This is a genomic window from Leptothrix discophora (genome assembly GCF_030705305.1).
Taxonomy (GTDB): Bacteria; Pseudomonadota; Gammaproteobacteria; order Burkholderiales; family Burkholderiaceae_C; genus Sphaerotilus; species Sphaerotilus discophorus.
Window position 1 is genome coordinate 1 of sequence record NZ_JAUZEE010000007.1, and the last position, 26,800, is coordinate 26,800.

Genomic DNA, 26,800 nt, shown 5'->3' on the forward strand with positions numbered 1-26,800 from the left:
CTGGGACCTGAGCGCCGGCCGTGCCGGGGTCAAGGTGACTTTGGCGGACGCTTACGTCCGGTGCGCCACGTGTCGTGGTGCGCATGAAAAAGGGCCGGCAGAGCCGGCCCTTCGGGCGTTGCAGGCCACATGCCCGGGAGGGCTGTCGCCAGACGCGGGCTTATTCAGCCGCGGTCGGCACTTCGGCGCTGGTGTCTTCGCGGTCCACCAGTTCGACGAAGGCCATCGGCGCGTTGTCGCCGACGCGGAAACCCATCTTCAGGATGCGGGTGTAGCCGCCCGGACGCGCCTTGAAGCGCGGACCCAGCACGTCAAACAGCTTGACCACGTTGTCGCGGTTGCGCAGGCGATCGAACGCCAGGCGACGATTGGCGACGGTCGGCTCCTTGGCCAGCGTGATCAGCGGCTCGACGACGCGACGCAGTTCCTTGGCCTTGGGGACCGTGGTCTTGATGGCCTCGTGCTCGATGAGCGAGTTGGCCATGTTGCGCAGCATCGCCTGACGGTGGGCGGAGGTGCGGTTGAGTTTGCGGAGGCCGTTGCCGTGACGCATGGTGCTTTCCTTTCCTTATGAATACCGGCGGCCGGATCAGGTACCGCCGGGTGCACCGGAGGGCGGTCGTTGCCGCCACTCCACTTTCAAAAAATCAACGCTTGTCGAGGCCTTGGGGCGGCCAGTTCTCGAGACGGGCACCCAGGGTGAGGCCACGCGAGGCCAGCACTTCCTTGATCTCGTTGAGCGACTTGCGACCCAGGTTCGGGGTCTTCAGCAGCTCGGTCTCGGTACGCTGGATCAGGTCGCCGATGTAGTAGATGTTCTCGGCCTTCAGGCAGTTCGCCGAACGGACCGTCAGTTCGAGCTCATCGACCGGACGCAGCAGGATCGGGTCGAAGTGCTGGGCGCGCGGCTGCGGCGAATCGATGATCGAGGCGATGTCGCCCGGATCGATCTGCGTGAACACCACCAGCTGCTCGACCAGGATCTTTGCCGAGGCGCGGATGGCCTCTTCCGGCGAGATCGAACCGTTGGTCTCGATCTCCATGACCAGCTTGTCGAGGTCGGTGCGCTGCTCGACGCGGGCGTTCTCGACCGCATAGCTCACGCGCTTGACCGGCGAGAACGAGGCGTCCAGGACGATGCGGCCGATCGACTTGGTCGGCTCGTCCGCATACCGGCGCATGCTGCCGGGCACGTAGCCGCGGCCCTTCTCGACCTTGATCTGCATGTCGAGCTTGCCACCCTGGGCCAGGTGAGCGATCACGTGGTCCGGGTTGATGATCTCGACGTCATGCGGCGTCTGGATGTCGCTGGCCTTGACCGGGCCTTCGCCTTCCTTGCGCAGCACCAGCGTCACTTCGTCGCGGTTGTGCAGACGGAACACCACGCCCTTGAGGTTGAGCATGATGTGGACCACGTCTTCCTGCACACCGTCAACGGTGGAGTACTCGTGCAGCACGCCGGCGATCGTCACTTCGGTGGGCGCGTAGCCGACCATCGACGACAGCAGCACGCGACGCAGCGCGTTGCCCAGCGTGTGCCCGTAGCCACGCTCGAACGGCTCCAGCGTCACCTTGGCACGGTGACCGCCGAGCGGGTCGACGTTGATGGCTTTGGGCTTCAGCAGATTGGTTTGCATCGAAAGTTCCTGTCAATACCCTCGGCTCGTTACACCGATAAGGCTGCGGGACCGACCGCAGGTCCGGATCAGGCCGGGCCCGCGGCAAAGGCAGAACGGCGAAGCGGCCCAGCTGGTCAGACGTCGCGAAGGATGTCTGACCAGGGGCCGCATCGACCGATCAGCGCGAATACAGTTCGACGATCAGCGATTCGTTGATGTCGGCGCCGAACTCGTCGCGGTCGGGGGTCTTCTTGAAGACACCTTCCATCTTGCTGATGTCGACCGAGACCCAGGCAGGCAGGCCGATCGAGTCGGCGAGCTTGAGCGCATCGGCAATGCGCAGCTGCTTGCGGGCCTTCTCGCGAACGGCCACCACGTCACCAGCCTTGACCAGGTAGGACGGGATGTTCACGACTTCGCCGTTGACCGTGACCGACTTGTGCGACACCAGCTGGCGCGCTTCGGCACGGGTGGAGCCGAAGCCCATGCGATAGACGACGTTGTCCAGGCGGGATTCCAGCAAGAACAGCAGGTTCGCGCCGGTGTTGCCCTTGCGGCGCTCGGCTTCGGCGAAGTAGCGGCGGAACTGGCGCTCGAGGACGCCGTACATGCGCTTGACCTTCTGCTTTTCACGCAGCTGCAGACCGAAGTCCGAGGTCCGCGAGCCCGAGGTGCGGCCGTGCTGGCCAGGCTTGGATTCGAACTTCGCCTTGTCGCTGATCGAGCGGCGTGCGCTCTTCAGGAACAGGTCGGTGCCTTCACGGCGGGAAAGTTTGGCCTTCGGGCCGAGGTAACGTGCCACAGTGTTGTCCTTGTGTCAGTGCTGACGCGGCATCGAACGGAGCGACACCACGCGAGTCGGGCTCAACGCATGAACGGACACGACCGTGCGCGCCATGCGAGGCAGCCCGACAGTGGGCTTATCAACGAGACGGCTCCGGGCGCGATCAGGGATCGCTGCACCGCACACCTTCCGGCAAGGAGATACGCGCCTCAATGGAAAATCCGGCGACGCACGAGGGCTTCGCCGGACAGCCGGAAATTATAGACCGGGCAAGCAGCTGGCGGCTGCAGGTCGAATCGAACGATCCGACCGGTCGCGCATCCGGATCAGATGCGGCGACGCTTCTGGGGACGGCAGCCGTTGTGCGGGACCGGCGTCACGTCGGAGATCGACGCGATGCGGATGCCCAGCGAGGCCAGCGCGCGAACCGAAGACTCGCGACCCGGGCCGGGGCCCTTGATCTTGACGTCGAGGTTCTTGATGCCTTGTTCCTGAGCAGCACGACCAGCGACTTCAGCAGCGACCTGCGCAGCGAACGGGGTCGACTTGCGCGAGCCCTTGAAGCCCTGACCACCACTCGAAGCCCACGACAGCGCGTTGCCCTGACGGTCGGTGATCGTGATGATCGTGTTGTTGAAGGACGCGTGCACGTGAGCGACGCCGTCGGCAATGTTCTTGCGAACCTTCTTGCTGACGCGACGAGCTGCGTTGTTGACGGGTGCTTTAGCCATGAATCATGTTCTCCGGGGCGACGCCTCGATTATTTCTTCAGCGCCTGCGGGCCCTTCTTCGGACCCTTTCGGGTGCGGGAGTTGGTGCGCGTGCGCTGGCCGCGAACCGGCAGACCACGGCGATGACGGAAGCCGCGGTAGCAGCCCAGGTCCATCAGTCGCTTGATGTTGATCGAGATCTCGCGGCGCAGGTCACCTTCGATGGTCAGGCGGCCGACCTCGTCGCGGATCTTCTCGAGATCGGCGTCGGTCAGATCCTTCACCTTCTTGTTGAAGGGGATGCTGCAGGCCTCACAGATTTTCTGAGCCGTCGTGCGGCCCACGCCGTAGATCGACGTCAGGCCGATCTCGGTGTGCTTGTGAGGCGGAATGTTGATACCAGCAATACGTGCCATGTGCGTCCTCTATTCGGTGACAGCCCAGGAAGGCTCAGCCCTGGCGCTGCTTGTGGCGCGGGTCGGTGCAAATGACACGGACCACACCCTTGCGGCGGATGATCTTGCAATTGCGGCAGATCTTCTTGACGGATGCGGAGACTTTCATGGTCTTCTCCTTGATCGGCTTAGGCGCTTTTGTCTTCCGGGACTCTACGGCTATCGCTCACTTCGCCCGGAAAACGATGCGAGCACGGGAAAGATCGTACGGTGTCAGCTCCACTGTCACCTTGTCGCCAGGCAGGATGCGGATGTAGTGCATGCGCATCTTGCCGGAGATGTGGCCGAGCACCAGGTGCCCGTTTTCCAGCTTCACTCTGAACGTCGCGTTGGGGAGGTTTTCAACAACCTCTCCATGCATCTGGATGACGTCGTCCTTGGCCATCGCACAACCGACGACTCATCCAGCTTTGAAGCTCGCCTTCTTGAGCAAAGCTTCGTATTGCTGAGACATCACGTAGGACTGCACTTGGGCCCAGAAGTCCATCGTCACGACCACGATGATCAGCAGCGAGGTGCCACCGAAATAGAACGGGACGTTGTACTTCAGAACCAGGAATTCGGGCAGCAGACACACCAGAGTGATGTAGGCCGCACCGCCCAGCGTCAGACGCGCCAGGATCTTGTCGATGTGTCGAGCGGTCTGGTCACCCGGGCGTATGCCAGGGATGAACGCACCGCTTTTCTTCAGGTTCTCTGCGGTCTCACGGCTGTTGAACACCAGTGCCGTGTAGAAGAAGCAGAAGAAGACAATCATGGCCGCGTACAGCAGGACGTAGATCGGCTGACCGGGGGACAGGGCCGACGAGATGTCCTTCAACCAGGTCAGCTTGTCGCCTGTGGCGAACCAGCCGACCACCGTCGCGGGCAGCAGGATGATCGAAGAGGCAAAGATCGGCGGAATCACGCCCGACATGTTGATCTTCAGCGGCAGGTGCGATGACTGGCCGCCATAGACCTTGTTGCCGACCTGACGCTTGGCGTAGTTAACCAGGATTTTGCGCTGGCCGCGTTCGACGAACACCACGGCAAACGTCACGCCGACGACCAGCAGCACGATGAAAAGTGCCACGATGATGCTCATCGAACCCGTGTTCACCAGGTTCAGAAGTCCGCCGATCGCGCTGGGAAGCCCCGCTGCGATGCCCGCGAAGATCAGGATCGAGATGCCGTTGCCCAAACCGCGCTCGGTGATCTGCTCACCCAGCCACATCAGGAACATCGTGCCCGCCGTCAGGCTGGCCATCGCGCCGATCCGGAACATCGGACCGGGGTTGACCACCAAGCCGGCCGAGCCCTCCAAGGCGAGCGCAATGCCCAGCGACTGGAAGATGGCCAGAGCCAGCGTGCCATAGCGCGTGTACTGCGTGATCTTGCGACGACCGGCTTCGCCTTCCTTCTTCAACGCCTCCAGCGTCGGCACCACGTAGCCCATCAGCTGCATGATGATCGATGCAGAGATGTACGGCATGATGCCGAGCGCAAAGACGGTGAAGCGAGACAGCGCACCACCCGAGAACATGTTGAACAGGTTCAGGATGCCGCCTTGTTGGCCCTTGAACAGTTCCGCAAGTTGATCGGGGTTGATGCCCGGAACAGGGATGTGAGCCCCGATCCGATACACCACCAGCGCCAGCAAAAGAAAGACCAGCCGGCGACGGAGGTCACCGAACTTGCCGCTCTTCGCCAGTTGATTCGCGTTGGTTGCCACGGAGTGCCTGTGCTTGCCTGCGTAGGGACGTTCAGTCGACCAGCGAACCGCCAGCGGCTTCGATGATCGCCTTGGCACCGGCAGTGGCGCCGATGCCCTTGAGCACGACCTTTCGGGTCAGCTCGCCAGACTTGACGACCTTGACGTTGCGGACGAGCTCGCCGACCAGGCCGACAGCCTTCAACATGAGCACGTCGACTTCATCGGCGCCCAGCGCATTCAGTTCGCTGAGGTTGATCTCTGCGTTGAACTTCAGCAGGTGCGACTTGAAGCCACGCTTGGGCAGGCGACGCTGCAGCGGCATCTGACCGCCCTCGAAGCCGACCTTGTGGTAGCCGCCAGCACGCGACTTCTGGCCCTTGTGACCACGACCTGCGGTCTTGCCCAGGCCGGAGCCGATGCCACGACCGACGCGACGCTTGGCGTGCTTGGCACCCGTGCTCGGCTTGATCGAATTCAGTTCCATGTCATTCTTCCTTGATGACGCGCGCCGCTCAGAGCACGCGCACCAGGTAGGCGATCTTGTTGATCATGCCGCGCACGGCCGGGGTGTCCTGCAGTTCGGACACGCTGTTCAGCTTGCGCAGGCCCAGGCCACGAACGGTGGCGCGATGCGATTCCTGGGTGCCGATCGGGCTGCGAACCAGTTGCACCTTGAGGGTCTTTTGTTCAGCCATGGTGGGCTCCCGACGCTCAGTTGAAGATCTGTTCGATGGTCAGACCACGCTTGGCCGCGACTTCCGAAGCCGTGGTCATGCGCGACAGCGCGTCGAACGTGGCGCGAACCATGTTGTACGGGTTCGACGAACCGAGGCTCTTCGCCACGATGTCGGTGATGCCCATCACTTCGAAGATCGCGCGCATCGGGCCGCCAGCGATGATGCCGGTACCGGCCGGCGCCGGCGCGAGCAGCACCTTCGCAGCACCGTGTTCGCCGGTCGCGTTGTGCGGTACCGTGCCGTTGCGCAGCGGGACCTTCACGAGATTGCGACGCGCCTGCTCCATTGCCTTGGTCACGGACACCGGCACTTCACGCGCCTTGCCCTTGCCCATGCCAACGCGACCATCGCCGTCGCCGACGACAGTCAGTGCTGCGAAAGCCATGATCCGACCGCCCTTGACCACCTTGGTCACGCGGTTGACCTGGATCATCTTCTCGCGCATCCCATCGTCGCGACCTTCGTCAGCCACCTTGGGTTGAAACTTAGCCATTTGATGTTCCTTGGTTTGCCGACGCGCGGATCAGAACTGCAGACCCGCTTCGCGGGCAGCTTCGGCCAGGGCCTTGACACGACCGTGGTACGCGAAGCCCGAGCGGTCGAAAGCGACCTTCTCGACGCCTGCTGCCTTGGCACGTTCCGCGATGCGCTTGCCAATCACCTGGGCCGCATTGACGTTGCCGCCCTTGCCAGCGCCCAGTTCGGCACGAAAGTCCTTCTCGGCCGTCGAAGCCGAAGCCAGCACCTTGCCGCCGTCGGCGGAAATCACGCTGGCATAGATGTGCAGGTTGCTGCGGAAGACGGTCAGACGCTCCACGCCTTGCAGTGCAATGCGGGCGCGGGTCTGACGGGAGCGACGCAGCCGCTGTTCCTTCTTGTTCAACATGGTGCGGCTCCTTACTTCTTCTTGGTCTCTTTGAGCGTGACCTTCTCATCCGAATAACGGATGCCCTTGCCCTTGTAAGGCTCGGGAGGACGGAAGGCGCGCACCTCGGCAGCGATCTGGCCGACGACCTGGCGATCGGAACCCTTGATCAGGATTTCGGTCTGGGTCGGGCATTCGACCTTGATGCCGGCCGGCATGTCCTTGACGACAGGGTGCGAGAACCCGATCTGCAGGTTGAGCTTCTGGCCCTGGGCCTGGGCGCGGAAGCCCACGCCGACCAGGTTCAGCTTGCGCTCGAAGCCCTTGCTCACGCCGGTGACCATGTTGGCGACCAGCGCCCGCACGGTGCCCGACATCGCGTTCGCTTCGGCCGACTCGTTGGTCGGGGCGAAGGTCAGCTTGCCAGCTTCATTCTTGACTTCGACCAGGGCGTGCGCCGGGCGCACCAGGGTACCAAGGGCACCCTTCACGCTGATCTGGTCCGGGGTGACCGACACGTCCACGCCTTGCGGGACGGCGATCGGCATCTTTCCAACGCGGGACATCTGCTGCTCCTGTCCTTAAGCGACGTAGCAGAGCACTTCGCCGCCGATACCGGCAGCGCGCGCCTTGCGGTCGGTCATGACGCCCTGGGGGGTCGTGACGATGGCCACACCAAGGCCGTTCATGACATGGGGGATGTCGTGACGGCCCTTGTAGATGCGCAGGCCAGGACGGCTGACGCGCTCGATGCGTTCGATCACCGGGCGACCGGCGTAATACTTCAACGCGATCTGCAGCTCGGCCTTGCCGCCCTCTGCCTTGACGGCGAACCCGTCGATGTAACCCTCATCCTTCAAGACCTGCGCGATGGCAGCCTTGAGCTTGGATGACGGCATCACAACGCTGGCCTTCTCGACCATCTGGGCGTTGCGGATGCGGGTCAGCATGTCCGCGATCGGATCACTCATGCTCATGGAATCACTCCTGTTCGTGCCCTGGGGCCGATTTACCAGCTCGCCTTGACGACACCGGGGATGTCGCCGCGGAAGGCCAGTTCACGAATCTTGGTGCGGCCCAGTCCGAACTTGCGGAAGGTGCCACGCGGACGACCGGTGATCTCGCAGCGGCTGCGCAGGCGCGTGGGGTTCGCGTTGCGGGGCAGCTTCTGCAGCGCCAGACGCGCCAGGTAACGCTCGTCTTCCGACTTGCCCTGGTCGTCGATGATGGCCTTCAGTTCCGCGTACTTCTTCGCGAACTTGGCAACCAGCTTCTCGCGCTTTTCTTCACGTTGGATCAAAGAGAGTTTTGCCACCGTGCACCTCAGTTCTTGAACGGGAAGCGGAAGGCCGACAGCAGCGCCTTGCACTCGTCATCGGTCTTGGCCGTCGTCGTGATGCTGATGTTCAGACCACGCAGAGCATCCACCTTGTCGTACTCGATTTCGGGGAAGATGATCTGTTCCTTGACGCCGATGTTGTAGTTGCCGCGACCATCGAACGAACGACCGGAGATGCCGCGGAAGTCACGAACGCGCGGCAGCGCGATGGTGACGAAACGGTCCAGGAATTCGAACATGCGCGCACCACGCAGCGTGACCATGCAGCCGATGGGCACGTTCTCGCGGATCTTGAAACCCGCGATAGCCTTGCGCGACTTGGTGATGACAGGCTTCTGGCCTGCGATCTTGGTCAGGTCGCCGACGGCGTGATCCATGACCTTCTTGTCCGACACCGCTTCCGAGACACCCATGTTCAGGGTGATCTTCTGGAAACGCGGCACTTCCATCACCGACTTGTAGCCGAACTTCTCAACCAGCGACGGCACGACGGTGTCGTTGTAGAAGGCTTGCAGGCGAGCTTGTTGTTGAGCCATTTCAGGTTCCTGCCTCAGGCCTTGATCTCGTCGCCGCTGGACTTGAAGACGCGCACTTTCTTGCCGTCAGCCAGGAGCTTGATGCCCACGCGGTCGGCCTTGCCGGTCGCGGGGTTGAAGATCGCCACATTCGATTGATGAATCGGCATGGTCTTGTCGACGATGCCACCGGTCGTGCCCTTCAGCGGGTTCGGGCGGACGTGCTTCTTGACGACATTGACGCCGTCAACGACCAGATGGTCCTCGTCCACGCGCAGCGAAACCTGGCCGCGCTTGCCCTTGTCGCGACCGGTCAGCACGATGACCTCGTCGCCTTTGCGAATCTTGTTCATGGCCTGTCCTTCGCCGTCGGCTTAGAGCACTTCAGGAGCGAGCGACACGATCTTCATGAAGCGCTCGGTCCGCAGTTCGCGGGTGACCGGGCCGAAGATGCGCGTGCCGATCGGCTCGAGCTTGGCATTGAGCAACACCGCAGCGTTGCCATCGAACTTGACGAGCGAACCGTCCTGGCGGCGCACACCCTTGGCGGTGCGAACGACCACAGCGTTGTAGACCTCGCCCTTCTTGACGCGACCACGCGGCGCAGCTTCCTTGATGCTGACCTTGATCACATCGCCAATACTGGCGTAACGACGCTTCGAACCGCCAAGCACCTTGATGCACATGACGGACTTCGCACCCGTGTTGTCCGCGACGTCGAGTCGCGATTGCATTTGGATCATGTCTATCCCCAACTTGTCCCGCTCTGGCTGCAGCCGAATGGCCACCGCCGCGGTCAGTCTTGGGCCCGTCGTGCAACCTGTTCGAGAACTCGACTCAGGTCGCAGCTGGGGGCGAAACCGACTTGCGCAGCGGGCGGCTAGGCACGCGCTCAAGCCAGCAGAGTCAGCGATTATGCACGAGGCTCGAACGCCGCGTCAACACGCTGTGCAAAAAGATTCGGGGCGGCCGATCCGGAAGGAACGAGCCGCCCCGATGTGATGTCGTGACGAGCCCGCGCAGCGCGCGGCGCGTCACCTGGGCATCAGTCGTAGACCTCGGCGTCCGGGTCGGTGGCCTCCAGCTCGTAGCTGGCCGCCAGCATCGCCAGGCGGGCGATCACGCCGTACATGTAGAACCGGTTGGGCGCGCTCTGACCGGGCTTGGCGCCGACGCGCGGCAGGTGGTGGCTCTCCGCGAAGGCCAGCGGCACGAACTGGGCGCCGGGCGCGTTGAGGTTCTCGTCGATGCCGCGGTCGGCGTGGACGCGGTAGAAGCCGCCCACGACGTAGCGGTCCATCATGTAGACGACGGGTTCGGCGACCGCGTCGTTCATCCGCTCGTAGGTCGGGACGCCTTCCTGGATGATGACTTCGGAGACCTCCTGGCCGTCCTTCACGACGCTCATCTTGTTTCGGGTGCGACGGTTCAGCTCGTCGAGTTCCTTCGGATCGCGCACGGTCATGATGCCCATGCCATAGGTCCCGTTGTCGGCCTTGACGATCACGAACGGCTTCTCGTTGATGCCGTATTCCTTGTACTTGCGGCGGATCTTGGCGATCAGCGCCTCGGCGTTCGACTTGATGCACTCGATGCCGTCACCTTCGCCGAAGTTGACCTTGCCGCACTGCGTGTACATCGGGTTGATCAGCCACGGGTCCATGCCCAGCAGCTTGGCGAACTTCTTGGCCACTTCCTCGTAGGACTGGAAGTGGTTGGTCTTGCGCCGCACCGCCCAGCCGGCATGCAGCGGCGGCAGCAGGTACTGCTCGTGCAGGTCTTCGAGCATGCCGGGGATGCCCGCCGACAGGTCGTTGTTGAGCAGGATGGTGCAGGGATCGAAGCCCTTCAGGCCGAGGCGACGTTGGGTCCGCACCAGCGGCTCCATCAGGAGCTCGCTGCCGTCGGGCAGTGCCACCGGGGTCGGCTTGTCGATCGCCGGATCGAGCGTGCCGAGCCGCACATTCAGGCCGGCCAGCGTGAAGATCTCCTGCAGCCGCGCGACGTTCAGCAGGTAGAACGGGTTGCGCGTGTGCTTCTCGGGGATCAGCAGCAGGTTCTTGGCCTCGGGGCAGATCTTCTCGATCGCCGCCATGGCCGCCTGCACCGCCAGCGGCAGCATCTCGGGCGTCAGGTTGTTCCAGCCGCCCGGATAGAGGTTGGTGTCAACCGGTGCCAGCTTGAAGCCGGCGTTGCGCACGTCGACCGACGAGTAGAACGGTGGCGTGTGCTCCATCCACTCGAGGCGGAACCAGCGCTCGATCGCCGGCATCGACTCCAGGATGCGGGCCTCCAGTTCGTTGATGGGGCCGTTGAGGGCGGTGACGAGGTGGGGAACCATGCGCGTGTCCTGGCGTAGCCGGCGGGTGGAATCGATTCTAAGGATCGACGCATCTGGGGTCGTCGCGCCAAATGAAAAGGGGCCGCCAGCGGCGACCCCTCGATTCAGGCCGGAATCCGGCTCAGATCACTTGTGATACGCGGTCTCGCCGTGCGAGCTGATGTCCAGGCCCTCGCGCTCTTCCTCTTCGGTCACGCGCAGGCCGATCACCAGGTCGACGATCTTGTAGGCGATCACCGACACCACGCCGGAGACGACGATGGTCAGCAGCACGGCCTTGGCCTGGATCCACACCTGCGAGGCGATCGAGTAGGCGTCCGGGGCGACCATGCCCACGGTGACCCAGTCGGCGACGGCGCTCGGGCCGCCCAGGTTCGGCGAGTTGAAGACACCGGTCAGCAGGGCTCCCAGGATGCCGCCGACGCCGTGCACGCCGAACACGTCGAGCGAGTCGTCCGCGCCGAGCATCTTCTTCAGGCCGTTGACGCCCCACAGGCAGGCGAAGCCGGCGATGAAGCCGATCAGGATGCCGCCCAGGATGCCGACGTTGCCGGCGGCCGGGGTGATGGCGACCAGGCCGGCGACTGCACCGGAGGCAGCGCCCAGCATCGAGGCCTTGCCCTTCATCAGGGCCTCGCCGATGCACCAGGCCAGCACGGCCGCCGCGGTGGCGAACAGCGTGTTGACGAAGGCCAGGCCGGCGTAGCCGTTGGCTTCCAGTGCCGAGCCGGCATTGAAGCCGAACCAGCCCACCCACAGCAGCGAGGCACCGACCATCGTCAGCGTCAGCGAGTGCGGCGTGAAGGCTTCCTTGCCGTAGCCGACGCGCTTGCCAACCATGAAGGCGCCGACCAGGCCAGCGACCGCGGCGTTGATGTGCACGACGGTGCCGCCGGCGAAGTCCAGGGCGCCCATCTGCCAGATGTAGCCGGCCTTGCCGTTCATCGCGTCGACGACGTCAGCCGAGGCGTAGGCATCCGGGCCCATCCAGAACCACACCATGTGTGCGACCGGGATGTAGCTGAAGGTGAACCACAGCGCGGTGAACAGCAGCACGGCCGAGAACTTGATGCGCTCGGCGAAGGCACCGACGATCAGGCAGCAGGTGATGCCCGCGAACGTGGCCTGGAAGGCCGCAAACACGATCTCGGGGATGTAGACGCCCTTGCTGAAGGTGGCAGCCGGTGCGAAGGTGCCCGCGACGTTGTCCCAGACGCCCTTCAGGAACAGCCGGTCGAAGCTGCCGAAGAAGGCGTTGCCCTCGGTGAAGGCCAGGCTGTAGCCGTAGATGGCCCACAGCACCAGGATCATCGAGAACGTGACCATCACCTGCATCAGCACGGACAGCATGTTCTTGGCGCGCACCAAGCCGCCGTAGAACAGTGCCAGGCCAGGCACCGTCATCATGATGACGAGCAGCGTGGACAGCAGCATCCAGGCGGTGTCGCCCTTGTTGGGCACCGGTGCGGCGACTGCGGAAGCGGCCTCGGCCACGGCAGAGGCGGCCTCGACAACGGCAGAAGCGGCCGCAGCCGGTTCAGAAGCAGCCTGGGCGAACGCAGCGCCGGTGGATCCCAGCACCGCCAAGCCCAGAGCCAGGGTGGCAAGCAGTTTTTTCATGGTTTTTCTCGGGGTGAGGGAAATCAGAGGGCGTCCTTGCCGGTCTCGCCGGTCCGGATGCGCAGCACCTGCTCAAGGGCGGTGATGAAGATCTTTCCGTCGCCGATCTTCCCGGTGCGCGCGGCGCCCTCGATCGCCTCGATCACGCGGTCGACGATGGCGTCGTCCACGGCGGCTTCGATCTTCACCTTGGGCAGGAAGTCCACGACGTACTCGGCACCCCGGTACAGCTCGGTGTGGCCCTTCTGTCGGCCGAAGCCCTTGACCTCGGTGACGGTGATCCCTTGCACGCCGATGTTGCTGAGGGCTTCGCGCACCTCGTCGAGCTTGAAGGGTTTGATGATGGCGGTGACCATTTTCATGGCGGCCTCCGGAAGGTTGATGGCGTTGGAAGGCGAAAACAGCGGATAGCTGAGCAGCAGCTGAGCCTTCTTTCTGCAGCTTCCATGCCAGCCTTGCGCGGCACACATCGGCGAGCCACCGCCCCAAAGCGGCGCGGCCGTCGCCCCGACCCCAGGCGCGACGCACGGAAGCACCCTCAAACGCACCAGGTCGGTGCAACCCCCATCAGAGGGTGTCAGCAGTTGTGACGGGCTGCCCAGAATCCGGCCCCTCTGCGCCCACCGGGCGCCCCCTGGAGCGCCCCGAGATGACCCTTGCGACCGTCCACAGCCGAGCCCTGCTGGGGCTGCAGGCCCCCGAAGTCACCGTCGAGGTGCATCTGGCCAACGGCCTGCCCAGCTTCACGCTGGTCGGACTGGCCGACACCGAGGTCAAGGAATCACGCGAGCGGGTCCGGGCCGCCGTGCTCAACAGCGGGCTGACCTTCCCGCACGACAAGCGCATCACCGTCAACCTCGGCCCGGCCGACCTGCCCAAGGAAGGCTGCCGCTTCGACCTGCCGATCGCGCTGGGCATCCTCGCGGCCAGCGGCCAGATCGATGCCAGCCGGCTCGACCGCCACGAGTTCGCCGGCGAGCTGTCGCTGGCCGGCGACCTGCGGCCGGTCCACGGCGCGCTGGCCATGGCCCTGGCGATGCGGCGCGCGCCGACCGGCCGCTGCCTGGTGCTGCCCGAGGCCAGTGCACAGGAGGCGGCACGCGTTCCGGACCTGCCGCTGCGCTGCGCACGTCACCTGCTCGACGTGGTCGCCGCGCTGCGCGACGAGGACGACGCGCCACCGCTGGCCGAGCCGCCCGCGCCGATCCCGCAGCCCCCGCCGCGCTGGCCCGACCTGGTCGACGTGCGCGGCCAGGTCGGCGCCCGTCGCGCGCTGGAGATCGCCGCGGCCGGTGCGCACAGCCTGCTGTTCGTCGGTCCACCTGGCACCGGCAAGTCGATGCTGGCCCAGCGTCTGACCGGCCTGCTGCCGCCGATGACCGAGGACGAGGCGCTCGAATCCGCCGCCGTCCTGAGCCTCGCCGGTCCTTTCGACGCCAGCCGCTGGTCGCAACGCACGGTGCGCTCGCCGCACCACAGCGCGTCGTCGGTCGCGCTGGTCGGCGGCGGATCGCCACCGAGGCCGGGCGAGGTCTCGCTCGCGCACCACGGTGTGCTGTTCATGGACGAGCTGCCGGAGTTCCCGCGTGCCGCGCTTGAAGCCCTGCGCGAGCCGCTGGAGAACGGCCGCATCACGATCTCGCGCGCGGCTCGCCAGGCCGAGTTCCCGGCACGCTGCCTGCTGGTCGCGGCCATGAACCCCTGCCCCTGCGGCCACCTGGGCGCCATCCGGCCAGCCTGCCGCTGCACGCCCGAGCAGGTGCGGCGCTACCAGGGCCGCATTTCCGGCCCGCTGCTGGACCGCATCGACCTGCGCGTGGAGGTGCTCGCGCTGGCGCCGCAGGCCTTGTCCGGTCGACGCGACGGCGAGGACAGCACCACCGTCGCGGCGCGCGTGGCCGTCGCCCGGCAGCGCCAGCTCGACCGGCAGGGCTGCACGAATGCCGTCGTCGACGCGGGTCGGCTCGATGACGTCGTCCAGCTGCAGGACGGTGCACGCGAGTTCCTCGACGGCGCAGCCAGCCGGCTCGGCTGGTCCGGCCGCAGCCTGCACCGCGTGCTGCGCGTGGCCCGCACGCTGGCCGACCTGGACGACACGGACGCGATCACGCTGGGTCACGTCGCCGAGGCGATCCAGCTGCGGCGCGGACTGCCGGGCGCCTGAGCCCGTCCCAGGCGGCGGCTGCGGCACACTGCGGGCCGCCTTCAAGTTGCCGACGCCGCTCACCGCCATGCCCGCCCGCCTTCACGTCGACGCCCCGCTGCAAGCCGGCCTCGAATTCGACCTGCCCGCCGGCGCCGCACGCCATGTCCAGGTCCTGCGCCACCAGCCCGGTGACCTGCTGATCCTGTTCAACGGCCAGGGCGGCGAGTGGCAGGCCCGGGTCGTCCGGATGGGCCGCAGCGACGTGCGCGTGCAGGTCGGCGAGCACGACCCGGTCGAGCGCGAGCTGCCGCTGGCGGTGACGCTGGCCGCGGTCATGCCGGCCAATGACCGGTTCGACTGGCTGATCGAGAAGGCGACCGAGCTGGGTGCGGCCGTGATCGAGCCGCTGATGAGCGAGCGCTCGGTGCTGCGCCTGAACGCCGAGCGAGCCGACAAGAAGCGCGCCCACTGGCAGGCCATCGCGGTGGCCGCCGCCGAGCAGTGCGGACGCACCCGCGTGCCGCACATCGCGGCGCCGCGCACGCTGGCGGCCGCACTGGCCGGCCCCGACGGTGGCCCCGACACGGTGACCACCCTGGCGCTGAGCCTGTCCGAGGCCCGCCCGCTGGCCGAACGCCTGGCGCAGGCGCGCGCACGTGCCCCGTCGCCGCTGCCCGCGCTGCGCCTCTACAGCGGCCCGGAGGGCGGCTTCAGCCCCGCCGAGGAAGACGCGCTGCGCCGCGCCGGCGCCTTGCCCACGACGCTCGGACCGCGCGTGCTGCGTGCCGAGACCGCGCCGCTGGCCGCACTGGGTTACATCGGGCTCACAGCCGGTCTGGGCGACTTAGCCGACTGCGGCGATCCGGCAACACCCCCAAAAGCGGGTGTCGGGTTCTCCCGAAGACCTGAACGCCTGCTGCGCGCCTGAAGACGGTGACGCCCTCGCGCCACCGAGACGGATCGCACGACCGTTCGTGACGCTGCATCCGGTCATGCTGAATGCGCATGTAATCGCTTTGTAATCGGCTGGGCGGAAGCTCAAACTGGTTTTGGGGGCATCCCGAGAGCACCGCAACGCGGCGCTGTCGAGATGCCTTTTTCAACCTTGGAGCCTGTCCGATGAACCATCCCGCCATGGTCGGCGTGAGCGTGAATGCGCCCGCCCACGTCAAGAACGCCCAGCTGATTGCCTGGGTCTCCGAGATCGCCGCGCTGACACAACCGGCCGCGATCCACTGGTGCGACGGCTCGCAGGACGAGTACGACCGCCTCTGCCAGAAGCTGGTCGACGCCGGTACCTTCCGCAAGCTCGATCCGGTCAAGCGCCCGAACAGCTTCCTGGCCTGCTCCGACCCGAGCGACGTCGCCCGCGTCGAGGACCGCACCTACATCTGCTCGCAGCAGAAGGAACATGCCGGCCCGACCAACAACTGGATGGCCCCGTCCGAGATGCGCGCGCTGCTTCAGACCGGCGCGGCCGACGGCACGCCGGCGCTGTTCGCCGGCTCGATGCGTGGCCGCACGATGTACGTGGTGCCCTTCTCGATGGGCCCGCTGGGTTCGCCGATCGCGCACATCGGCATCGAGCTGTCCGACAGCCCCTACGTGGCCGTCAACATGCGGATCATGACCCGCATGGGCAAGGCGGTGTACGACGTGCTGGGCGTGGACGGCGAGTTCGTGCCCTGCGTGCACACCGTCGGCGCGCCGCTGACGGCCGGCCAGGACGACGTCGCCTGGCCCTGCAACAAGACCAAGTACATCGTCCACTACCCCGAGACGCGCGAGATCTGGTCCTACGGCTCGGGCTACGGCGGCAACGCGCTGCTGGGCAAGAAGTGCTTCGCGCTGCGCATCGCCTCGACCATGGGCCGTGACCAGGGCTGGCTGGCCGAGCACATGCTCGTGCTGGGCGTGACCTCGCCGGAAGGCCGCAAGAGCCACGTCGCCGCCGCCTTCCCGAGCGCCTGCGGCAAGACCAACTTCGCGATGCTGATCCCGCCGGCCGCGCTGGGCGACTGGAAGGTCACCACCATCGGCGACGACATCGCCTGGATCAAGCCGGGCGCCGACGGCCGCCTCTACGCGATCAACCCGGAAGCCGGCTACTTCGGTGTCGCCCCTGGCACCAACCACCAGACCAACCCGAACTGCATGGCCTCGCTGGACCGCGACGTCATCTTCACCAACGTCGCGCTGACCGACGACGGCGACGTCTGGTGGGAAGGCATGACCGACACCCCGCCGGCCCACCTGATCGACTGGCAGGGCAAGGACTGGACGCCCGAGACCGCGCGACTGCCCGACGGCAAGCTGCGTCCGGCCGCGCACCCGAACGCGCGCTTCACGGTCGCCGCGACCAACAACCCGGCGCTGGACCCGGAGTGGGACAACCCGGCTGGCGTGGCGATCGACGCCTTCATCTTCGGCGGCCGCCGCTCGACCACCGTGCCGCTGGTGACCGAGGCCCGCGACTGGACCGAGGGTGTCTACATGGCCGCGACCATGGGCTCCGAGACCACCGCCGCCGCCGCCGGACAGCAGGGCGTGGTGCGCCGCGATCCGTTCGCGATGCTGCCCTTCATGGGCTACAACATGTCGGACTACTTCCAGCACTGGCTGGACCTGGGCGCGAAGCTGCAGGGCCAGGGCACGAAGCTGCCGGCGATCTTCTGCGTCAACTGGTTCCGCAAGGGCGCGAACGGCAAGTTCGTCTGGCCCGGCTACGGCGACAACATGCGCGTGCTCAAGTGGATGCTGGGCCGCCTCGACGGCAGCGCCGCCGGCACCGAGAACGCCTTCGGCGTCAGCCCGGGCTACGCAGACCTGGACTGGTCCGGCCTGGACTTCAGCGCCGAGCAGTTCCAGAGCGTCATCGGCATCGACCGCGCCGCCTGGCAGCAGGAGATGACGCTGCACGGCGAGCTGTTCCAGCAGCTGGCCCATCACCTGCCGCAAGCCCTGCGCGACACCAAGGCCGCCATCGAGGCGCGCCTGGAGCGCTGACCCGGTCGGCTCGGGGGATGGTGGCCTGGGCCACCGTCGCCGGAAACGACGAAGCCCGCCGAGTTGGCGGGCTTCGTCGTTTCCGGGCAGCGATCGCGTGGGGTGTTGCGTCGTGCCCGTCAGGCCGTTCATCGACCGGCGGTGGTGCGCCGGCCGGTGACGATCAGTTCATGTGGCGACGGGCGATCGCACGCAGGTCGGCGGCGTAGGACGGCTGGGTCGCCTCGTACTGCTCGGCCCAGGCCAGCAGTTCCTGCGCGGTGCGCGGCTCACGCTGGGAGCCCTCGGCCAGCCAGGTGGCGACGGCCGAGGCAGCGCGGGAAGTCCAGCCCGCCACGCGTGCGATCAGCACGTCGATGGGCGAGGCATGGTGGAAGGTCATCGTGTGAGCGGTCATGGATAGCTCCTGGATACGGTGTGTGTGAGGTACGGATCGGTCGGAATCGGGACGGCGGCAACGGGTGTGCGCGGGAACATCCACTCGGCTTCAACGGGGAGGCGTGACCAGGTCTTCCTGGCACGCCCCGCGCTGCACCCGGGGCCGTCGTCTCGGATTCACTGGCCGAGGTGGCGCTGAGCTGCGGCGCGCAGGTCAGCGGCGTAGGAAGGCTGGGTCGCTTCGTACTGGTCAGCCCAGTCGAGCAGTTCCTGCGCCGTGCGCGGCTCGGCCGCAGCGTCGGTCGCGAACAGGTTCGCCACCGAACGCAGGGCGTTGCCGACCGCTGCGCCTGCCTGCGCCATCAGGGCGTCAAAGGCGTTCACGTGCTGGAAGGTCATGGTGGTCACGGTCATTTCTAACTCCTTGGATCTAGGGTTTACCCCAGTGCTTCGCAGTCTAGGGTAAACCCGTGTTATGCGCCAAGCAGCATTTGTGAATCACCATCATTCACGTTGTTTATGATTGCAGGCCGTTCCAGGGGCCGCCATGAACTTCCGCACACTCGACCTGAACCTGCTGCGCGTGTTCGACACGGTGATGGCCGAACGCAACCTGACGCGCGCCGCCGAGCAGCTCGCGATGACGCAGCCGGCCGTGAGCAATGCCCTGCGCCGGCTGCGCGACAGCGTCGGCGAGACGCTCTTCACCCGCAGCGCCTACGGCGTCAAGCCGACGGCGCGGGCCGAGGCGCTGTGGCCGACGGTGCAGCAGGCGCTGACGCTGCTGCGCGAGAACCTCGATCCGAGCCACTACGACCCGCAGGAGCAAGGCCACGAGTTCCTGCTGGCCATGGCCGACGCGACCGCTGCGCTGATCCTGCCGCCGCTGCTGCGCCAGCTGCAGGACGGCCAGGCCCGCGCGGGCCTGCGGGTCCAGCCGCTGGCCACGCGCGATCCGAGCGAACTGCTGGAGCAAGGCGATGCCGACATCGCCATCGGCCACTTCCCGGAGGTCGTCGCGCGCCAGTCCGGCCTGGGGCTGCAGGCGCCGATCCTGCACCGCGAGCTCTACCTGAGCGAGTACGTCTGCGTGATGCGGCGCGGCCATCCGCTGGCCGAGGTCGAGCTGACGCTGGACAACTACTGCGCCGCGCAGCACCTGCTGGTGAGCTTCTCCGGCCGCGGCCAGGGCCTGATCGACGAGGCGCTCGCCGCCGTGCAGCGCCAGCGCCAGCGGGTGCTGACGGTCAACCAGTTCTTCACCGCCGGCCGGGTGGTGGCCGAGACCGACCTGCTGACCGTGCTGCCCAAGGCCTTCCTGCCGGTGACGGGCTCGCAGGGCGAGCTGGTGGTGCGGGCCTTGCCGCTGCCGCTGGCCGCCCTGCACGTCCACATGCTGTGGCATCGGCGGCTGGACCGGCATCCGGCCCAGCAGTGGCTGCGCGACCAGATCCTGACGGTGGTGACGCACACGCCGGCCTGAGCGGCGCGACCGGGTTCAGGCGCGGTCGATGGCCTCAGGCCGCTTCGGCCGGGTCCGCGTAGGGATCGGGAAAACCGAGCGCGGCCAGCACCTCGCGCTCGCGCGCTTCCATGTGCTCGGCCTCGGCCTCGTCGTCCTCGTGGTCGTAGCCCTGCGCGTGCAGCGTGCCGTGCACCAGCAGGTGGGCGTAGTGGGCCAGCAGCGGCTTGCCGGCGGCCTGCGCCTCGGACTCGACCACCGGCGCGCACAGCACCAGGTCGGCGCTGACCACCGGCTCCTGGGTGTAGTCGAAGGTCAGCACGTTGGTGGCGTAGGCCTTGCCGCGGTATTCGGTGTTCAGGCTCAGGCCCTCGTCGGCATCGACGATGCGGACCGTGATCTCGCCGGGCGCCTCCAGCGCGGCGCGGATCCAGCGCTGCACCAGGTGGCGCTTGAGCACCTCGCGGTGGCGCGGATCGGCGAACTGCAGCGACAGCGACAACGTCGGCGCGGCCGCTCGACGGGTGGTGCGCTCAGCGGCCATCGCGGGCTCCGGGCCTGGACGAGCGCGCAGCAGCGGCATCGAGGGCGGCCTCCGCTTCCGCCTCGGCCTGTCGGCGCGCCGAATCGGGCACCGCGTCATAGGCCTCGACGATGCGGGCGACCAGCGGATGGCGCACCACGTCGGCCGAGGTGAAGCGGGTGTGGGCGATGCCGCGCACCCGGCGCAGCACCTGGGCGGCGTCGACCAGGCCGCTCTTGCTGCCCTTGGGCAGGTCGATCTGGCTGATGTCGCCGGTGACGACCGCACGGCTGCCAAAGCCGATGCGGGTCAGGAACATCTTCATCTGCTCGGGCGTGGTGTTCTGCGCCTCGTCGAGGATCACGAAGGCATGGTTGAGCGTGCGTCCGCGCATGAAGGCGAGCGGCGCGATCTCGATCAGGCCCTTCTCGAAGGCCTTGCCGACGCGCTCCAGCCCCATCAGGTCGTACAGCGCGTCATAGAGCGGGCGCAGGTAGGGATCGACCTTCTGTGCCAGGTCGCCGGGCAGGAAACCGAGCCGCTCGCCGGCCTCGACCGCCGGACGTGTGAGCACGATGCGCTGGACCTGGTTGCGCTCCAGCGCGTCGACCGCGCAGGCCACCGCCAGGAAGGTCTTGCCGGTGCCGGCCGGGCCGATGCCGAAGGTGATGTCGTGGCCGAGGATGTGGCGCAGGTACTCGACCTGGTTGGCGGTGCGCCCGACCAGGTCGCTGCGGCGGGTGCGCAGCACGATCTCGTCGGCAGGGCGCTCGACGGCACCGATCACGTCCAGGCCGTCGAGCCGCTCGGGCATCGCGGTGGTGGGCGGCAAGGGCGGCAAGGGCGACAGCGTTGCCGGGGAGGCCGAAGGCGCGGCGGCGGGCGCCTGCATCACCTGGATCAGCTCCAGCTGCAGGCGGGCCGGCTCGATCGGCACGCTGGCCTGGTCGTAGAGCTGCTGCAGCAGCGCCACGGCCCGTTCCGCGCCGCGCTTCGGGCCGTCGACCCGGAAGGACTCATGGCGACGCTGAATGCTGACCTCGAGGGCTGCCTCGATGGTGCGAAGGTTCTGGTCGAGCGAGCCGCAGACATGGGCCAGTCGGCGGTTGTCGGGCGGGATGAAGGCGTGGCGCAGGATCAAGGCAAGCGTGCATCTTTCGGGCTGGGCCCGGAAACGTGATTGTCGCGCCGACGCGGCGGGCGGTGCGCGCCTTCAGAATCGGGCGCTTTCGGCCGAAAGGCTGTCGAGGACGCCCGACAGGGCCTGCAACGCCCGATCGTCACCGAGCCGCCGTTGCCCGTCCATCGCCCGGATCGGCGGTGGGTCATCGTCCCGAAGCCGACCGATCCACCCGCAGCCGACTCCGCCGCCTTGTCCGTGAACCCGTCTCCCGAGACCGTCGTCCTGGCCCCCGAAGTGCCGTCCTCCCGGCCGCCGGCCGAGTCCGCCACGTCGCTGGCCGCGCGTCTGCGCCAGCCGCTGCGCGCCATCGCCCAGAACCTCCACCCGGCCCGCTGGGGACTGCTGCTGACCACCCTGGTGCTGGTCGTCCTGTGGGGCCTGGAGGTCGCCGCCAGCGGCAGCACGGCCGGCAGCGTCCTGCTGACCCAGGCCAGCATGGTCCGCATCGGCAGCGACGGCCGTCCGGTCGAGGCCGAAGCCCGCCCCGTGACGTTGCCGCACCTGCGCGAACGCCCGGCCCGCGACGAGAGCGGCGTGCACGAGTACCGGCTCGCCTTCGCCGCGCCCAGCTCGCCCAGGGCCAGCGCCGGCGAGATGCTGGCGGCCTTCCTGCCGCAGGTCTGCGCATCCTTCGAGGTGCGCCTGAACGGCCAGCTGATCGATGCCCGCGGCAAGCTGGCCGACCCGCATCCGGGCGATTGCTACGAGCCGGCGCTGACGCCGTTGCCGCCCGGCCTGCTCAAGCCCGAGGGCAACCGGCTGGACGTGCGCGTCGCCGGCCAGGCGCTGACCCAAGTGGCCAGCCGCGAACGCGCCGCGCAGCTCGCGCCGGTGCGCATCGGGCCGCATGCGGCGCTCGATCCGCTGCACCGCCAGACACTGGCCTTCAACCTCGGCGCGACCCATGCGCTGGCCACCGTGGCCGCCGTCGTCGGACTGGCCGCGCTGGTGCTGCGGGCGTCGAGCCAGCTGCCCTACTTCGGCTATTTCGGTGCCGCCGCGCTGGGCTGGGCCCTGCTGGCCGCGCTGCTGACGGGTGCCGCGCTGCCGCTGCCGGGCATCTGGACCGAGCTGCTGATCGCCGCCTTCGCCCCGCCGGTCGCCCTCGCCGCGATGCTCTACCTGCTGCGCTACTGCGGCCTGCGGGTGGTCTGGCTGGAAGTGGCCGTGGCGCTGCAGTGCGTGGTCGTGCCGGCCAGCCTGGCACTGGCCGCGCCGGACCGCATCCACAGCGTCGCCCTGCCGTGGGTCACGATCCTGGTGCTGGAGGTGATCGGCGTCGGCATGGTCTTCCTGCAGCGCGCCTGGCGCTATTCGCGCAACGACTTCTGGATCGGCGCGGTCGCGCTGTCGGCCTTCGTCGTGACGATGGCCGCCGAGCTGCTGGGCAGTCCCGGCGCGGTGCTGCTGCCGGGCAAGCACGCGATCAGCGTCGCGCTGGTGGTGATGTTCGCCGGCATGGTCGGCCGCATGCACCAGCTCTTCCAGGGCGCGATCGCCGCTGCCGAGCAGGGCCGCGTGCAGGCCGAGCGCCGGCTGCTGCAGGCCACCGCCGACATGGAGCAGAACTACGGCCAGATGGCCGAGCTGCGGGTCGAGCAGGTCACCGCCAAGGAGCGCAAGCGCATCGCCGCCGACCTGCACGACGACCTCGGCGCCAAGCTGCTGACCATCGTGCACACGGCCGACAACGACCGCATTTCGACGCTGGCGCGCGAGGCGCTCGAGGAGATGCGCCTGTCGGTGCGCGGCCTGACCGGCCGGGCCATGCAGATCGGCGACGCCATCGGCGACTGGCGCAGCGAGCTGATGACGCGCTTCTCGCACGGCGGCGTCGAGCTGGTCTGGAACGCCGCCGACGAGCTGCTGATGAGCGAGCGCGCGATGAGCGCCCGGGCCTATGTGCAGACCACGCGCATCCTGCGCGAGGCCGTGAGCAACGTGCTCAAGCACAGCCGCGCGACACGCTGCGAGATCACGATCCGGCAGGACCACAACGACTTCGAGCTGACCATCGCGGACAACGGCAAGGGCATCCCGACCGAGCTGGACGGCAAGCTCGACCGCGGCCACGGCATGTCGACCATGAAGGGCCGCGCCAAGCAGCTGCAGGGCCAGTGCCTGGTCGAATCCGGCCCGGGCTACGGCACCACGATCCGACTGACCCTGCCGTTGTGATGCATACAACCGATTGCACGTCCCGGACGTCACCACGACGCGACAGCGTCAACGTCGCGCACCGATACTGGGTGAAACTCGAATTCGCGAACCTTGCCCCCTTGCCTCGTCGGCGGAGAGCCCATGAAACAGATCCTGCTGCTTGAAGACCTGCCCGAGATTCGCGCCTACCTGCGGGCGCTGGTGCTCCAGGTCTTCCCCGGCTCGACCGTCATCGAATCGGCCCGCATCGCCGACGCGCTGCAGCAGGTCGTGGCCCACCGGTTCGACCTCGCGATGATCGACCTCGGCCTGCCCGACGGCTCCGGCGTGAAGGTGGTGCAGGCGCTGCGCGACCAGCAGCCCGATGCGCAGTCGGTGGTCGTGACCATCCACGACGACGACGACCACCTGTTCCCCGCGCTGCAGGCCGGCGCCTACGGCTACCTGCTCAAGGAACAGCCGCGCGAGCAGCTGATGGAGCACCTGCAGCGCATCAGCCAGGGCGAGCCGCCGCTGTCGCCGTCGATCGCGCGGCGCATGATTTCCTACTTTTCGGCCCAGGCCAGCCGGCCGGCCGCGCAGCAGCCGGCCGCCTCGGACCAGCTGATGCCCAACGTCCAGCTGACCGAGCGCGAGCGCGAGGTGCTGCTGCGCGTGGCCAAGGGCTTCACGCTGCCGGAGATCGGCACGCAGCTGGGCCTGTCGCGCCACACCATCGCCGACTACGTCAAGCAGATCTACCGCAAGCTCAACGTGAGCTCGCGCGCCGAGGCCGCGCTGGAAGCGCAGCGCCTCGGCCTGTTCAGGCGCTGATCGCACCGGCTGTCGCGGGCCGGGCGGCCGGACCGCCCGCCTATGATCCCGGCCCATGATCGGACGCATCGCCGGCACCCTGGCCGAAAAGACACCGCCGCAGATCCTGGTCGACGTGCACGGCGTCGGCTACGAGATCGACGTGCCCATGAGCACGTTCTACAACCTGCCCGCGCTGGGCGCACCGGTCACGCTGCTGACCCACTTCGTGGTGCGTGAGGACGCCCAGCTGCTCTACGGCTTCCTGAGCGCCGAGGAGCGCGCCACCTTCCGCCTGCTGATCAAGATCGCCGGCATCGGCGCGCGCACCGCGCTGTCCATCCTGTCGGGCCTGAGCGTGGCCGAGCTGTCGCAGGCGGTGACGCGCCAGGAGGCCGGCCGGCTGGTCAAGGTGCCGGGCATCGGCAAGAAGACCGCCGAGCGGCTGCTGCTCGAACTCAAGGGCAAGCTCGGCGCCGACCTCGGCCTGCCGGGCGCGACGCCGATCAGCGACAACCAGGGCGACATCGTCCAGGCCCTGATCGCGCTGGGCTACAACGAGAAGGAGGCCGCGCTGGCGATCAAGCCGCTACCGGCCGACGTCGGCGTGAGCGACGGCATCAAGCTCGCGCTCAAGGCCCTGGCCCGCTGAAGGCCGGTCCCGATAATCGGCCATGGCCATCCAGACCGATTCCTTTGCCACCGCGCCGATGCCCGACCGGCGCATCGTCAGCGCCGCGCCGGCCTCGCCCCAGGAAGACGCGCTCGAGCGCGCGCTGCGCCCCAAGCTGCTCGACGAGTACATCGGCCAGGCCAAGGCGCGCGAGCAGCTGGAGATCTTCATCGGCGCAGCCCGCAAGCGCGGCGAGGCGCTCGACCATGTGCTGCTGTTCGGCCCGCCCGGCCTGGGCAAGACCACGCTGAGCCACATCGTCGCGGCCGAGCTGGGCGTCAACCTGCGCCAGACCAGCGGCCCGGTGCTGGAGAAGCCCAAGGACCTGGCCGCGATCCTGACCAACCTCGAGCGCAACGACGTGCTCTTCATCGACGAGATCCACCGGCTGTCGCCGGTCGTCGAGGAGATCCTCTACCCGGCGCTGGAGGACTACCAGATCGACATCATGATCGGCGAGGGCCCGGCCGCCCGCAGCATCAAGCTCGACCTGCAGCCCTTCACGCTGGTCGGCGCGACCACCCGCGCCGGCATGCTGACCAACCCGCTGCGCGACCGCTTCGGCATCGTCGCGCGACTGGAGTTCTACACGCCCGAGGAGCTGACCCGCATCGTGACGCGCTCGGCCGGCCTGCTGAACGCGCCGATCGACGCGGAGGGCGCGATGGAGATCGCACGGCGCTCGCGCGGCACGCCGCGCATCGCCAACCGGCTGCTGCGCCGGGTGCGCGACTACGCCGAGGTCAAGGCCGACGGCCGCATCGTCAAGGCCATTGCCGACCTGGCGCTGACCATGCTGGACGTCGACCCGAAGGGCTTCGACGTGATGGACCGCAAGCTGCTGGAGGCGGTCGTACACCGCTTCGACGGCGGCCCGGTCGGGCTGGACAACGTCGCCGCCGCGATCGGCGAGGACGCCGGCACGATCGAGGACGTCATCGAGCCCTACCTGATCCAGCAGGGCTACCTGCAGCGCACGCCACGCGGACGCATCGCCACGGTCGCCGCCTACCGCCACCTGGGCGTGACGCCGCCGCGCGGTGGCGGGTCGGCGGCTGGCGACCTGTTCGAGGGCTGATCAGGCGGCGGCGGACCGGCCGCCGTCGCTGCCCTCGTCCAGCGCGGCGCTTGCCAGCGCGTGGCGGGCGCTCAGGCTGTCGAGCGCCGAATGCGGCGTGCCGTCGAGGTGGCTGGTGTCGCCCCAGCCGATCAGCGAGTAGCCGTCCGGCGTGTGCAGCACGCGGTTGATGCTGGCGTTGGCGACCGTCCAGGTGCGCGGCGCGTCCAGGCTCAGGCGGGTGGCGGCGCGGTAAAGGCAATCCATCACCCCGCCATGGCTGACGACCGCGATGCAGCCGCCGCGATGCCGCTCGGCCAGGCGGGCGATGGCGGCGATGCAGCGGGCGTCGAAGTCGACCAGGCGCTCGCCACCCTGCGGGCCGAAGTCCGGATCGCGGCGACGCCAGCGCAGCGTCTCCTCCGGGTAAAGCGCCTCCAGCTCGGCGAAGCTGCGGCCCTCGAAGACGCCGAAGCTGCGCTCGCGCAGCCTCAGGTCGAGCTGCACCGTCAGGCCGCGTGGCCGTGCCAGCGGCAAGGCGGTGGCATGGGCACGTTGCAGGTCGGAGCTGTAGACGGCGTCGATCGCCTCGTCGGCCAGCGACTCGGCCAGCCGCTCGGCCTGCGCCAGGCCGTTGTCGTTGAGCGCGATGTCCAGGAAGCCCTGGATGCGGTTGTCGCGGTTCCAGGCGGTCTCGCCATGGCGGATCGCGAGGATGCGCGTGGTCTGGTCGTGGCCCATC

Annotated in this window: 34 protein-coding genes; 8 read left to right on the forward strand and 26 right to left on the reverse strand. The window is 67.5% G+C overall.

The genetic code is table 11. The annotated features are described in order from the left end of the window. Positions 1 to 160 precede the first annotated feature (160 nt). The 21 genes from rplQ to Q8X39_RS13560 form a co-directional block, all read right to left on the reverse strand. On the reverse strand, positions 161 to 553 hold the full coding sequence (gene rplQ / locus Q8X39_RS13460; RefSeq protein ID WP_305750198.1) for a 50S ribosomal protein L17: 393 nt from the start codon (positions 551 to 553) through the stop codon (positions 161 to 163). Positions 554 to 647: 94 nt separating this feature from the next. Next, complete coding sequence (locus tag Q8X39_RS13465; protein WP_305750199.1) at positions 648 to 1,637, reverse strand: DNA-directed RNA polymerase subunit alpha; 990 nt, start codon at positions 1,635 to 1,637, stop codon at positions 648 to 650. Positions 1,638 to 1,797: 160 nt separating this feature from the next. Beyond that, on the reverse strand, positions 1,798 to 2,421 hold the full coding sequence (rpsD, locus tag Q8X39_RS13470; protein ID WP_305750200.1) for a 30S ribosomal protein S4: 624 nt from the start codon (positions 2,419 to 2,421) through the stop codon (positions 1,798 to 1,800). A gap of 308 nt (positions 2,422 to 2,729) precedes the next feature. Continuing rightward, positions 2,730 to 3,134 (reverse strand): 30S ribosomal protein S11, encoded by a 405-nt coding sequence (gene rpsK, locus Q8X39_RS13475; protein WP_012348925.1) that lies wholly within the window; start codon positions 3,132 to 3,134, stop codon positions 2,730 to 2,732. A gap of 29 nt (positions 3,135 to 3,163) precedes the next feature. After that, complete coding sequence (rpsM, locus tag Q8X39_RS13480; RefSeq protein ID WP_130481958.1) at positions 3,164 to 3,529, reverse strand: 30S ribosomal protein S13; 366 nt, start codon at positions 3,527 to 3,529, stop codon at positions 3,164 to 3,166. 34 nt (positions 3,530 to 3,563) lie between these two features. Next, positions 3,564 to 3,677, reverse strand: a complete 114-nt coding sequence (gene rpmJ / locus Q8X39_RS13485) for a 50S ribosomal protein L36 (RefSeq protein ID WP_012348927.1) — start codon at positions 3,675 to 3,677, stop codon at positions 3,564 to 3,566. Between the two features lie 57 nt (positions 3,678 to 3,734). Next, positions 3,735 to 3,953, reverse strand: a complete 219-nt coding sequence (gene infA / locus Q8X39_RS13490; protein ID WP_305750201.1) for a translation initiation factor IF-1 — start codon at positions 3,951 to 3,953, stop codon at positions 3,735 to 3,737. Positions 3,954 to 3,968: 15 nt separating this feature from the next. Continuing rightward, positions 3,969 to 5,279, reverse strand: coding sequence for a preprotein translocase subunit SecY (gene secY, locus Q8X39_RS13495; RefSeq protein ID WP_305750202.1), 1,311 nt, complete (start codon positions 5,277 to 5,279; stop codon positions 3,969 to 3,971). A 31-nt stretch (positions 5,280 to 5,310) separates the two neighbouring features. Further along, complete coding sequence (gene rplO / locus Q8X39_RS13500) at positions 5,311 to 5,745, reverse strand: 50S ribosomal protein L15 (RefSeq protein WP_305750203.1); 435 nt, start codon at positions 5,743 to 5,745, stop codon at positions 5,311 to 5,313. Positions 5,746 to 5,773: 28 nt separating this feature from the next. Continuing rightward, the gene (rpmD, locus tag Q8X39_RS13505; protein WP_305750204.1) at positions 5,774 to 5,956 is read right to left on the reverse strand and encodes a 50S ribosomal protein L30; all 183 of its coding nucleotides are present in this window, start codon (positions 5,954 to 5,956) and stop codon (positions 5,774 to 5,776) included. 16 nt (positions 5,957 to 5,972) lie between these two features. Then, positions 5,973 to 6,491 carry a 30S ribosomal protein S5 gene (gene rpsE, locus Q8X39_RS13510; protein WP_305750205.1) on the reverse strand — a complete coding sequence of 173 codons (519 nt, stop codon included), beginning with the start codon at positions 6,489 to 6,491 and terminating at the stop codon, positions 5,973 to 5,975. 30 nt (positions 6,492 to 6,521) lie between these two features. Beyond that, positions 6,522 to 6,884: a 50S ribosomal protein L18 gene (gene rplR, locus Q8X39_RS13515; protein WP_305750206.1), complete on the reverse strand. Its 363-nt coding sequence runs from the start codon at positions 6,882 to 6,884 to the stop codon at positions 6,522 to 6,524. A gap of 11 nt (positions 6,885 to 6,895) precedes the next feature. Beyond that, on the reverse strand, positions 6,896 to 7,429 hold the full coding sequence (rplF, locus tag Q8X39_RS13520; RefSeq protein ID WP_305750207.1) for a 50S ribosomal protein L6: 534 nt from the start codon (positions 7,427 to 7,429) through the stop codon (positions 6,896 to 6,898). A 15-nt stretch (positions 7,430 to 7,444) separates the two neighbouring features. After that, complete coding sequence (gene rpsH / locus Q8X39_RS13525; protein WP_305750208.1) at positions 7,445 to 7,840, reverse strand: 30S ribosomal protein S8; 396 nt, start codon at positions 7,838 to 7,840, stop codon at positions 7,445 to 7,447. Between the two features lie 32 nt (positions 7,841 to 7,872). Next, the gene (rpsN, locus tag Q8X39_RS13530) at positions 7,873 to 8,178 is read right to left on the reverse strand and encodes a 30S ribosomal protein S14 (protein WP_305750209.1); all 306 of its coding nucleotides are present in this window, start codon (positions 8,176 to 8,178) and stop codon (positions 7,873 to 7,875) included. Positions 8,179 to 8,186: 8 nt separating this feature from the next. After that, entirely contained in the window at positions 8,187 to 8,738 is a 552-nt protein-coding gene (rplE, locus tag Q8X39_RS13535; RefSeq protein WP_305750210.1) for a 50S ribosomal protein L5, read from the reverse strand. Between the two features lie 14 nt (positions 8,739 to 8,752). Continuing rightward, on the reverse strand, positions 8,753 to 9,070 hold the full coding sequence (gene rplX, locus Q8X39_RS13540; protein ID WP_305750211.1) for a 50S ribosomal protein L24: 318 nt from the start codon (positions 9,068 to 9,070) through the stop codon (positions 8,753 to 8,755). A gap of 21 nt (positions 9,071 to 9,091) precedes the next feature. Beyond that, positions 9,092 to 9,460 (reverse strand): 50S ribosomal protein L14, encoded by a 369-nt coding sequence (rplN, locus tag Q8X39_RS13545; protein ID WP_130481970.1) that lies wholly within the window; start codon positions 9,458 to 9,460, stop codon positions 9,092 to 9,094. 302 nt (positions 9,461 to 9,762) lie between these two features. Then, the gene (gene gshA, locus Q8X39_RS13550) at positions 9,763 to 11,058 is read right to left on the reverse strand and encodes a glutamate--cysteine ligase (RefSeq protein WP_305750212.1); all 1,296 of its coding nucleotides are present in this window, start codon (positions 11,056 to 11,058) and stop codon (positions 9,763 to 9,765) included. A gap of 126 nt (positions 11,059 to 11,184) precedes the next feature. Continuing rightward, the gene (locus tag Q8X39_RS13555; protein ID WP_305750213.1) at positions 11,185 to 12,678 is read right to left on the reverse strand and encodes an ammonium transporter; all 1,494 of its coding nucleotides are present in this window, start codon (positions 12,676 to 12,678) and stop codon (positions 11,185 to 11,187) included. A 23-nt stretch (positions 12,679 to 12,701) separates the two neighbouring features. Continuing rightward, positions 12,702 to 13,040 (reverse strand): P-II family nitrogen regulator, encoded by a 339-nt coding sequence (locus Q8X39_RS13560; protein ID WP_130481973.1) that lies wholly within the window; start codon positions 13,038 to 13,040, stop codon positions 12,702 to 12,704. Positions 13,041 to 13,327: 287 nt separating this feature from the next. On the opposite strand from Q8X39_RS13560, the gene Q8X39_RS13565 reads away from it, so the two are divergent. The 3 genes from Q8X39_RS13565 to Q8X39_RS13575 all read left to right on the forward strand — a co-directional run bounded on the left by Q8X39_RS13565 (position 13,328) and on the right by Q8X39_RS13575 (position 17,830). Continuing rightward, the gene (locus Q8X39_RS13565) at positions 13,328 to 14,842 is read left to right on the forward strand and encodes a YifB family Mg chelatase-like AAA ATPase (protein WP_305750214.1); all 1,515 of its coding nucleotides are present in this window, start codon (positions 13,328 to 13,330) and stop codon (positions 14,840 to 14,842) included. A 67-nt stretch (positions 14,843 to 14,909) separates the two neighbouring features. After that, a complete protein-coding gene (locus Q8X39_RS13570; protein WP_305750215.1) occupies positions 14,910 to 15,752 on the forward strand; it encodes a 16S rRNA (uracil(1498)-N(3))-methyltransferase in 843 nt (280 codons plus the stop codon). 191 nt (positions 15,753 to 15,943) lie between these two features. Further along, positions 15,944 to 17,830, forward strand: coding sequence for a phosphoenolpyruvate carboxykinase (GTP) (locus Q8X39_RS13575; protein ID WP_305750216.1), 1,887 nt, complete (start codon positions 15,944 to 15,946; stop codon positions 17,828 to 17,830). A gap of 163 nt (positions 17,831 to 17,993) precedes the next feature. Here the strand turns inward: Q8X39_RS13575 and Q8X39_RS13580 are convergent, their stop codons facing one another. After that, positions 17,994 to 18,227, reverse strand: a complete 234-nt coding sequence (locus Q8X39_RS13580; RefSeq protein ID WP_305750217.1) for a hypothetical protein — start codon at positions 18,225 to 18,227, stop codon at positions 17,994 to 17,996. A 158-nt stretch (positions 18,228 to 18,385) separates the two neighbouring features. Further along, on the reverse strand, positions 18,386 to 18,622 hold the full coding sequence (locus Q8X39_RS13585) for a hypothetical protein (protein ID WP_305750218.1): 237 nt from the start codon (positions 18,620 to 18,622) through the stop codon (positions 18,386 to 18,388). A 133-nt stretch (positions 18,623 to 18,755) separates the two neighbouring features. Between Q8X39_RS13585 and Q8X39_RS13590 the strand changes: the two genes are divergently transcribed. Next, positions 18,756 to 19,691, forward strand: coding sequence for a LysR family transcriptional regulator (locus Q8X39_RS13590; RefSeq protein ID WP_305750219.1), 936 nt, complete (start codon positions 18,756 to 18,758; stop codon positions 19,689 to 19,691). A 34-nt stretch (positions 19,692 to 19,725) separates the two neighbouring features. Here the strand turns inward: Q8X39_RS13590 and ybeY are convergent, their stop codons facing one another. Together ybeY and Q8X39_RS13600 are read right to left on the reverse strand one after the other, a co-directional pair. Next, positions 19,726 to 20,214 (reverse strand): rRNA maturation RNase YbeY, encoded by a 489-nt coding sequence (gene ybeY, locus Q8X39_RS13595; RefSeq protein WP_305750220.1) that lies wholly within the window; start codon positions 20,212 to 20,214, stop codon positions 19,726 to 19,728. Further along, entirely contained in the window at positions 20,204 to 21,334 is a 1,131-nt protein-coding gene (locus Q8X39_RS13600; RefSeq protein ID WP_305750221.1) for a PhoH family protein, read from the reverse strand. Before Q8X39_RS13600 ends, ybeY begins: the two co-directional genes overlap by 11 nt. Before the next feature lie 237 nt (positions 21,335 to 21,571). On the opposite strand from Q8X39_RS13600, the gene Q8X39_RS13605 reads away from it, so the two are divergent. The 4 genes from Q8X39_RS13605 to ruvB all read left to right on the forward strand — a co-directional run bounded on the left by Q8X39_RS13605 (position 21,572) and on the right by ruvB (position 26,079). Then, positions 21,572 to 23,554, forward strand: coding sequence for a sensor histidine kinase (locus Q8X39_RS13605; protein ID WP_305750222.1), 1,983 nt, complete (start codon positions 21,572 to 21,574; stop codon positions 23,552 to 23,554). Positions 23,555 to 23,677: 123 nt separating this feature from the next. Next, positions 23,678 to 24,349 (forward strand): response regulator, encoded by a 672-nt coding sequence (locus Q8X39_RS13610; protein WP_305750223.1) that lies wholly within the window; start codon positions 23,678 to 23,680, stop codon positions 24,347 to 24,349. Between the two features lie 55 nt (positions 24,350 to 24,404). Beyond that, entirely contained in the window at positions 24,405 to 24,980 is a 576-nt protein-coding gene (gene ruvA, locus Q8X39_RS13615) for a Holliday junction branch migration protein RuvA (protein WP_305750224.1), read from the forward strand. A gap of 22 nt (positions 24,981 to 25,002) precedes the next feature. Beyond that, a complete protein-coding gene (gene ruvB, locus Q8X39_RS13620; RefSeq protein ID WP_305750225.1) occupies positions 25,003 to 26,079 on the forward strand; it encodes a Holliday junction branch migration DNA helicase RuvB in 1,077 nt (358 codons plus the stop codon). Here the strand turns inward: ruvB and Q8X39_RS13625 are convergent, their stop codons facing one another. Then, on the reverse strand, positions 26,080 to 26,799 hold the full coding sequence (locus tag Q8X39_RS13625) for a histidine phosphatase family protein (protein WP_305750226.1): 720 nt from the start codon (positions 26,797 to 26,799) through the stop codon (positions 26,080 to 26,082). It lies immediately after the preceding gene. Position 26,800 lies beyond the last annotated feature (1 nt).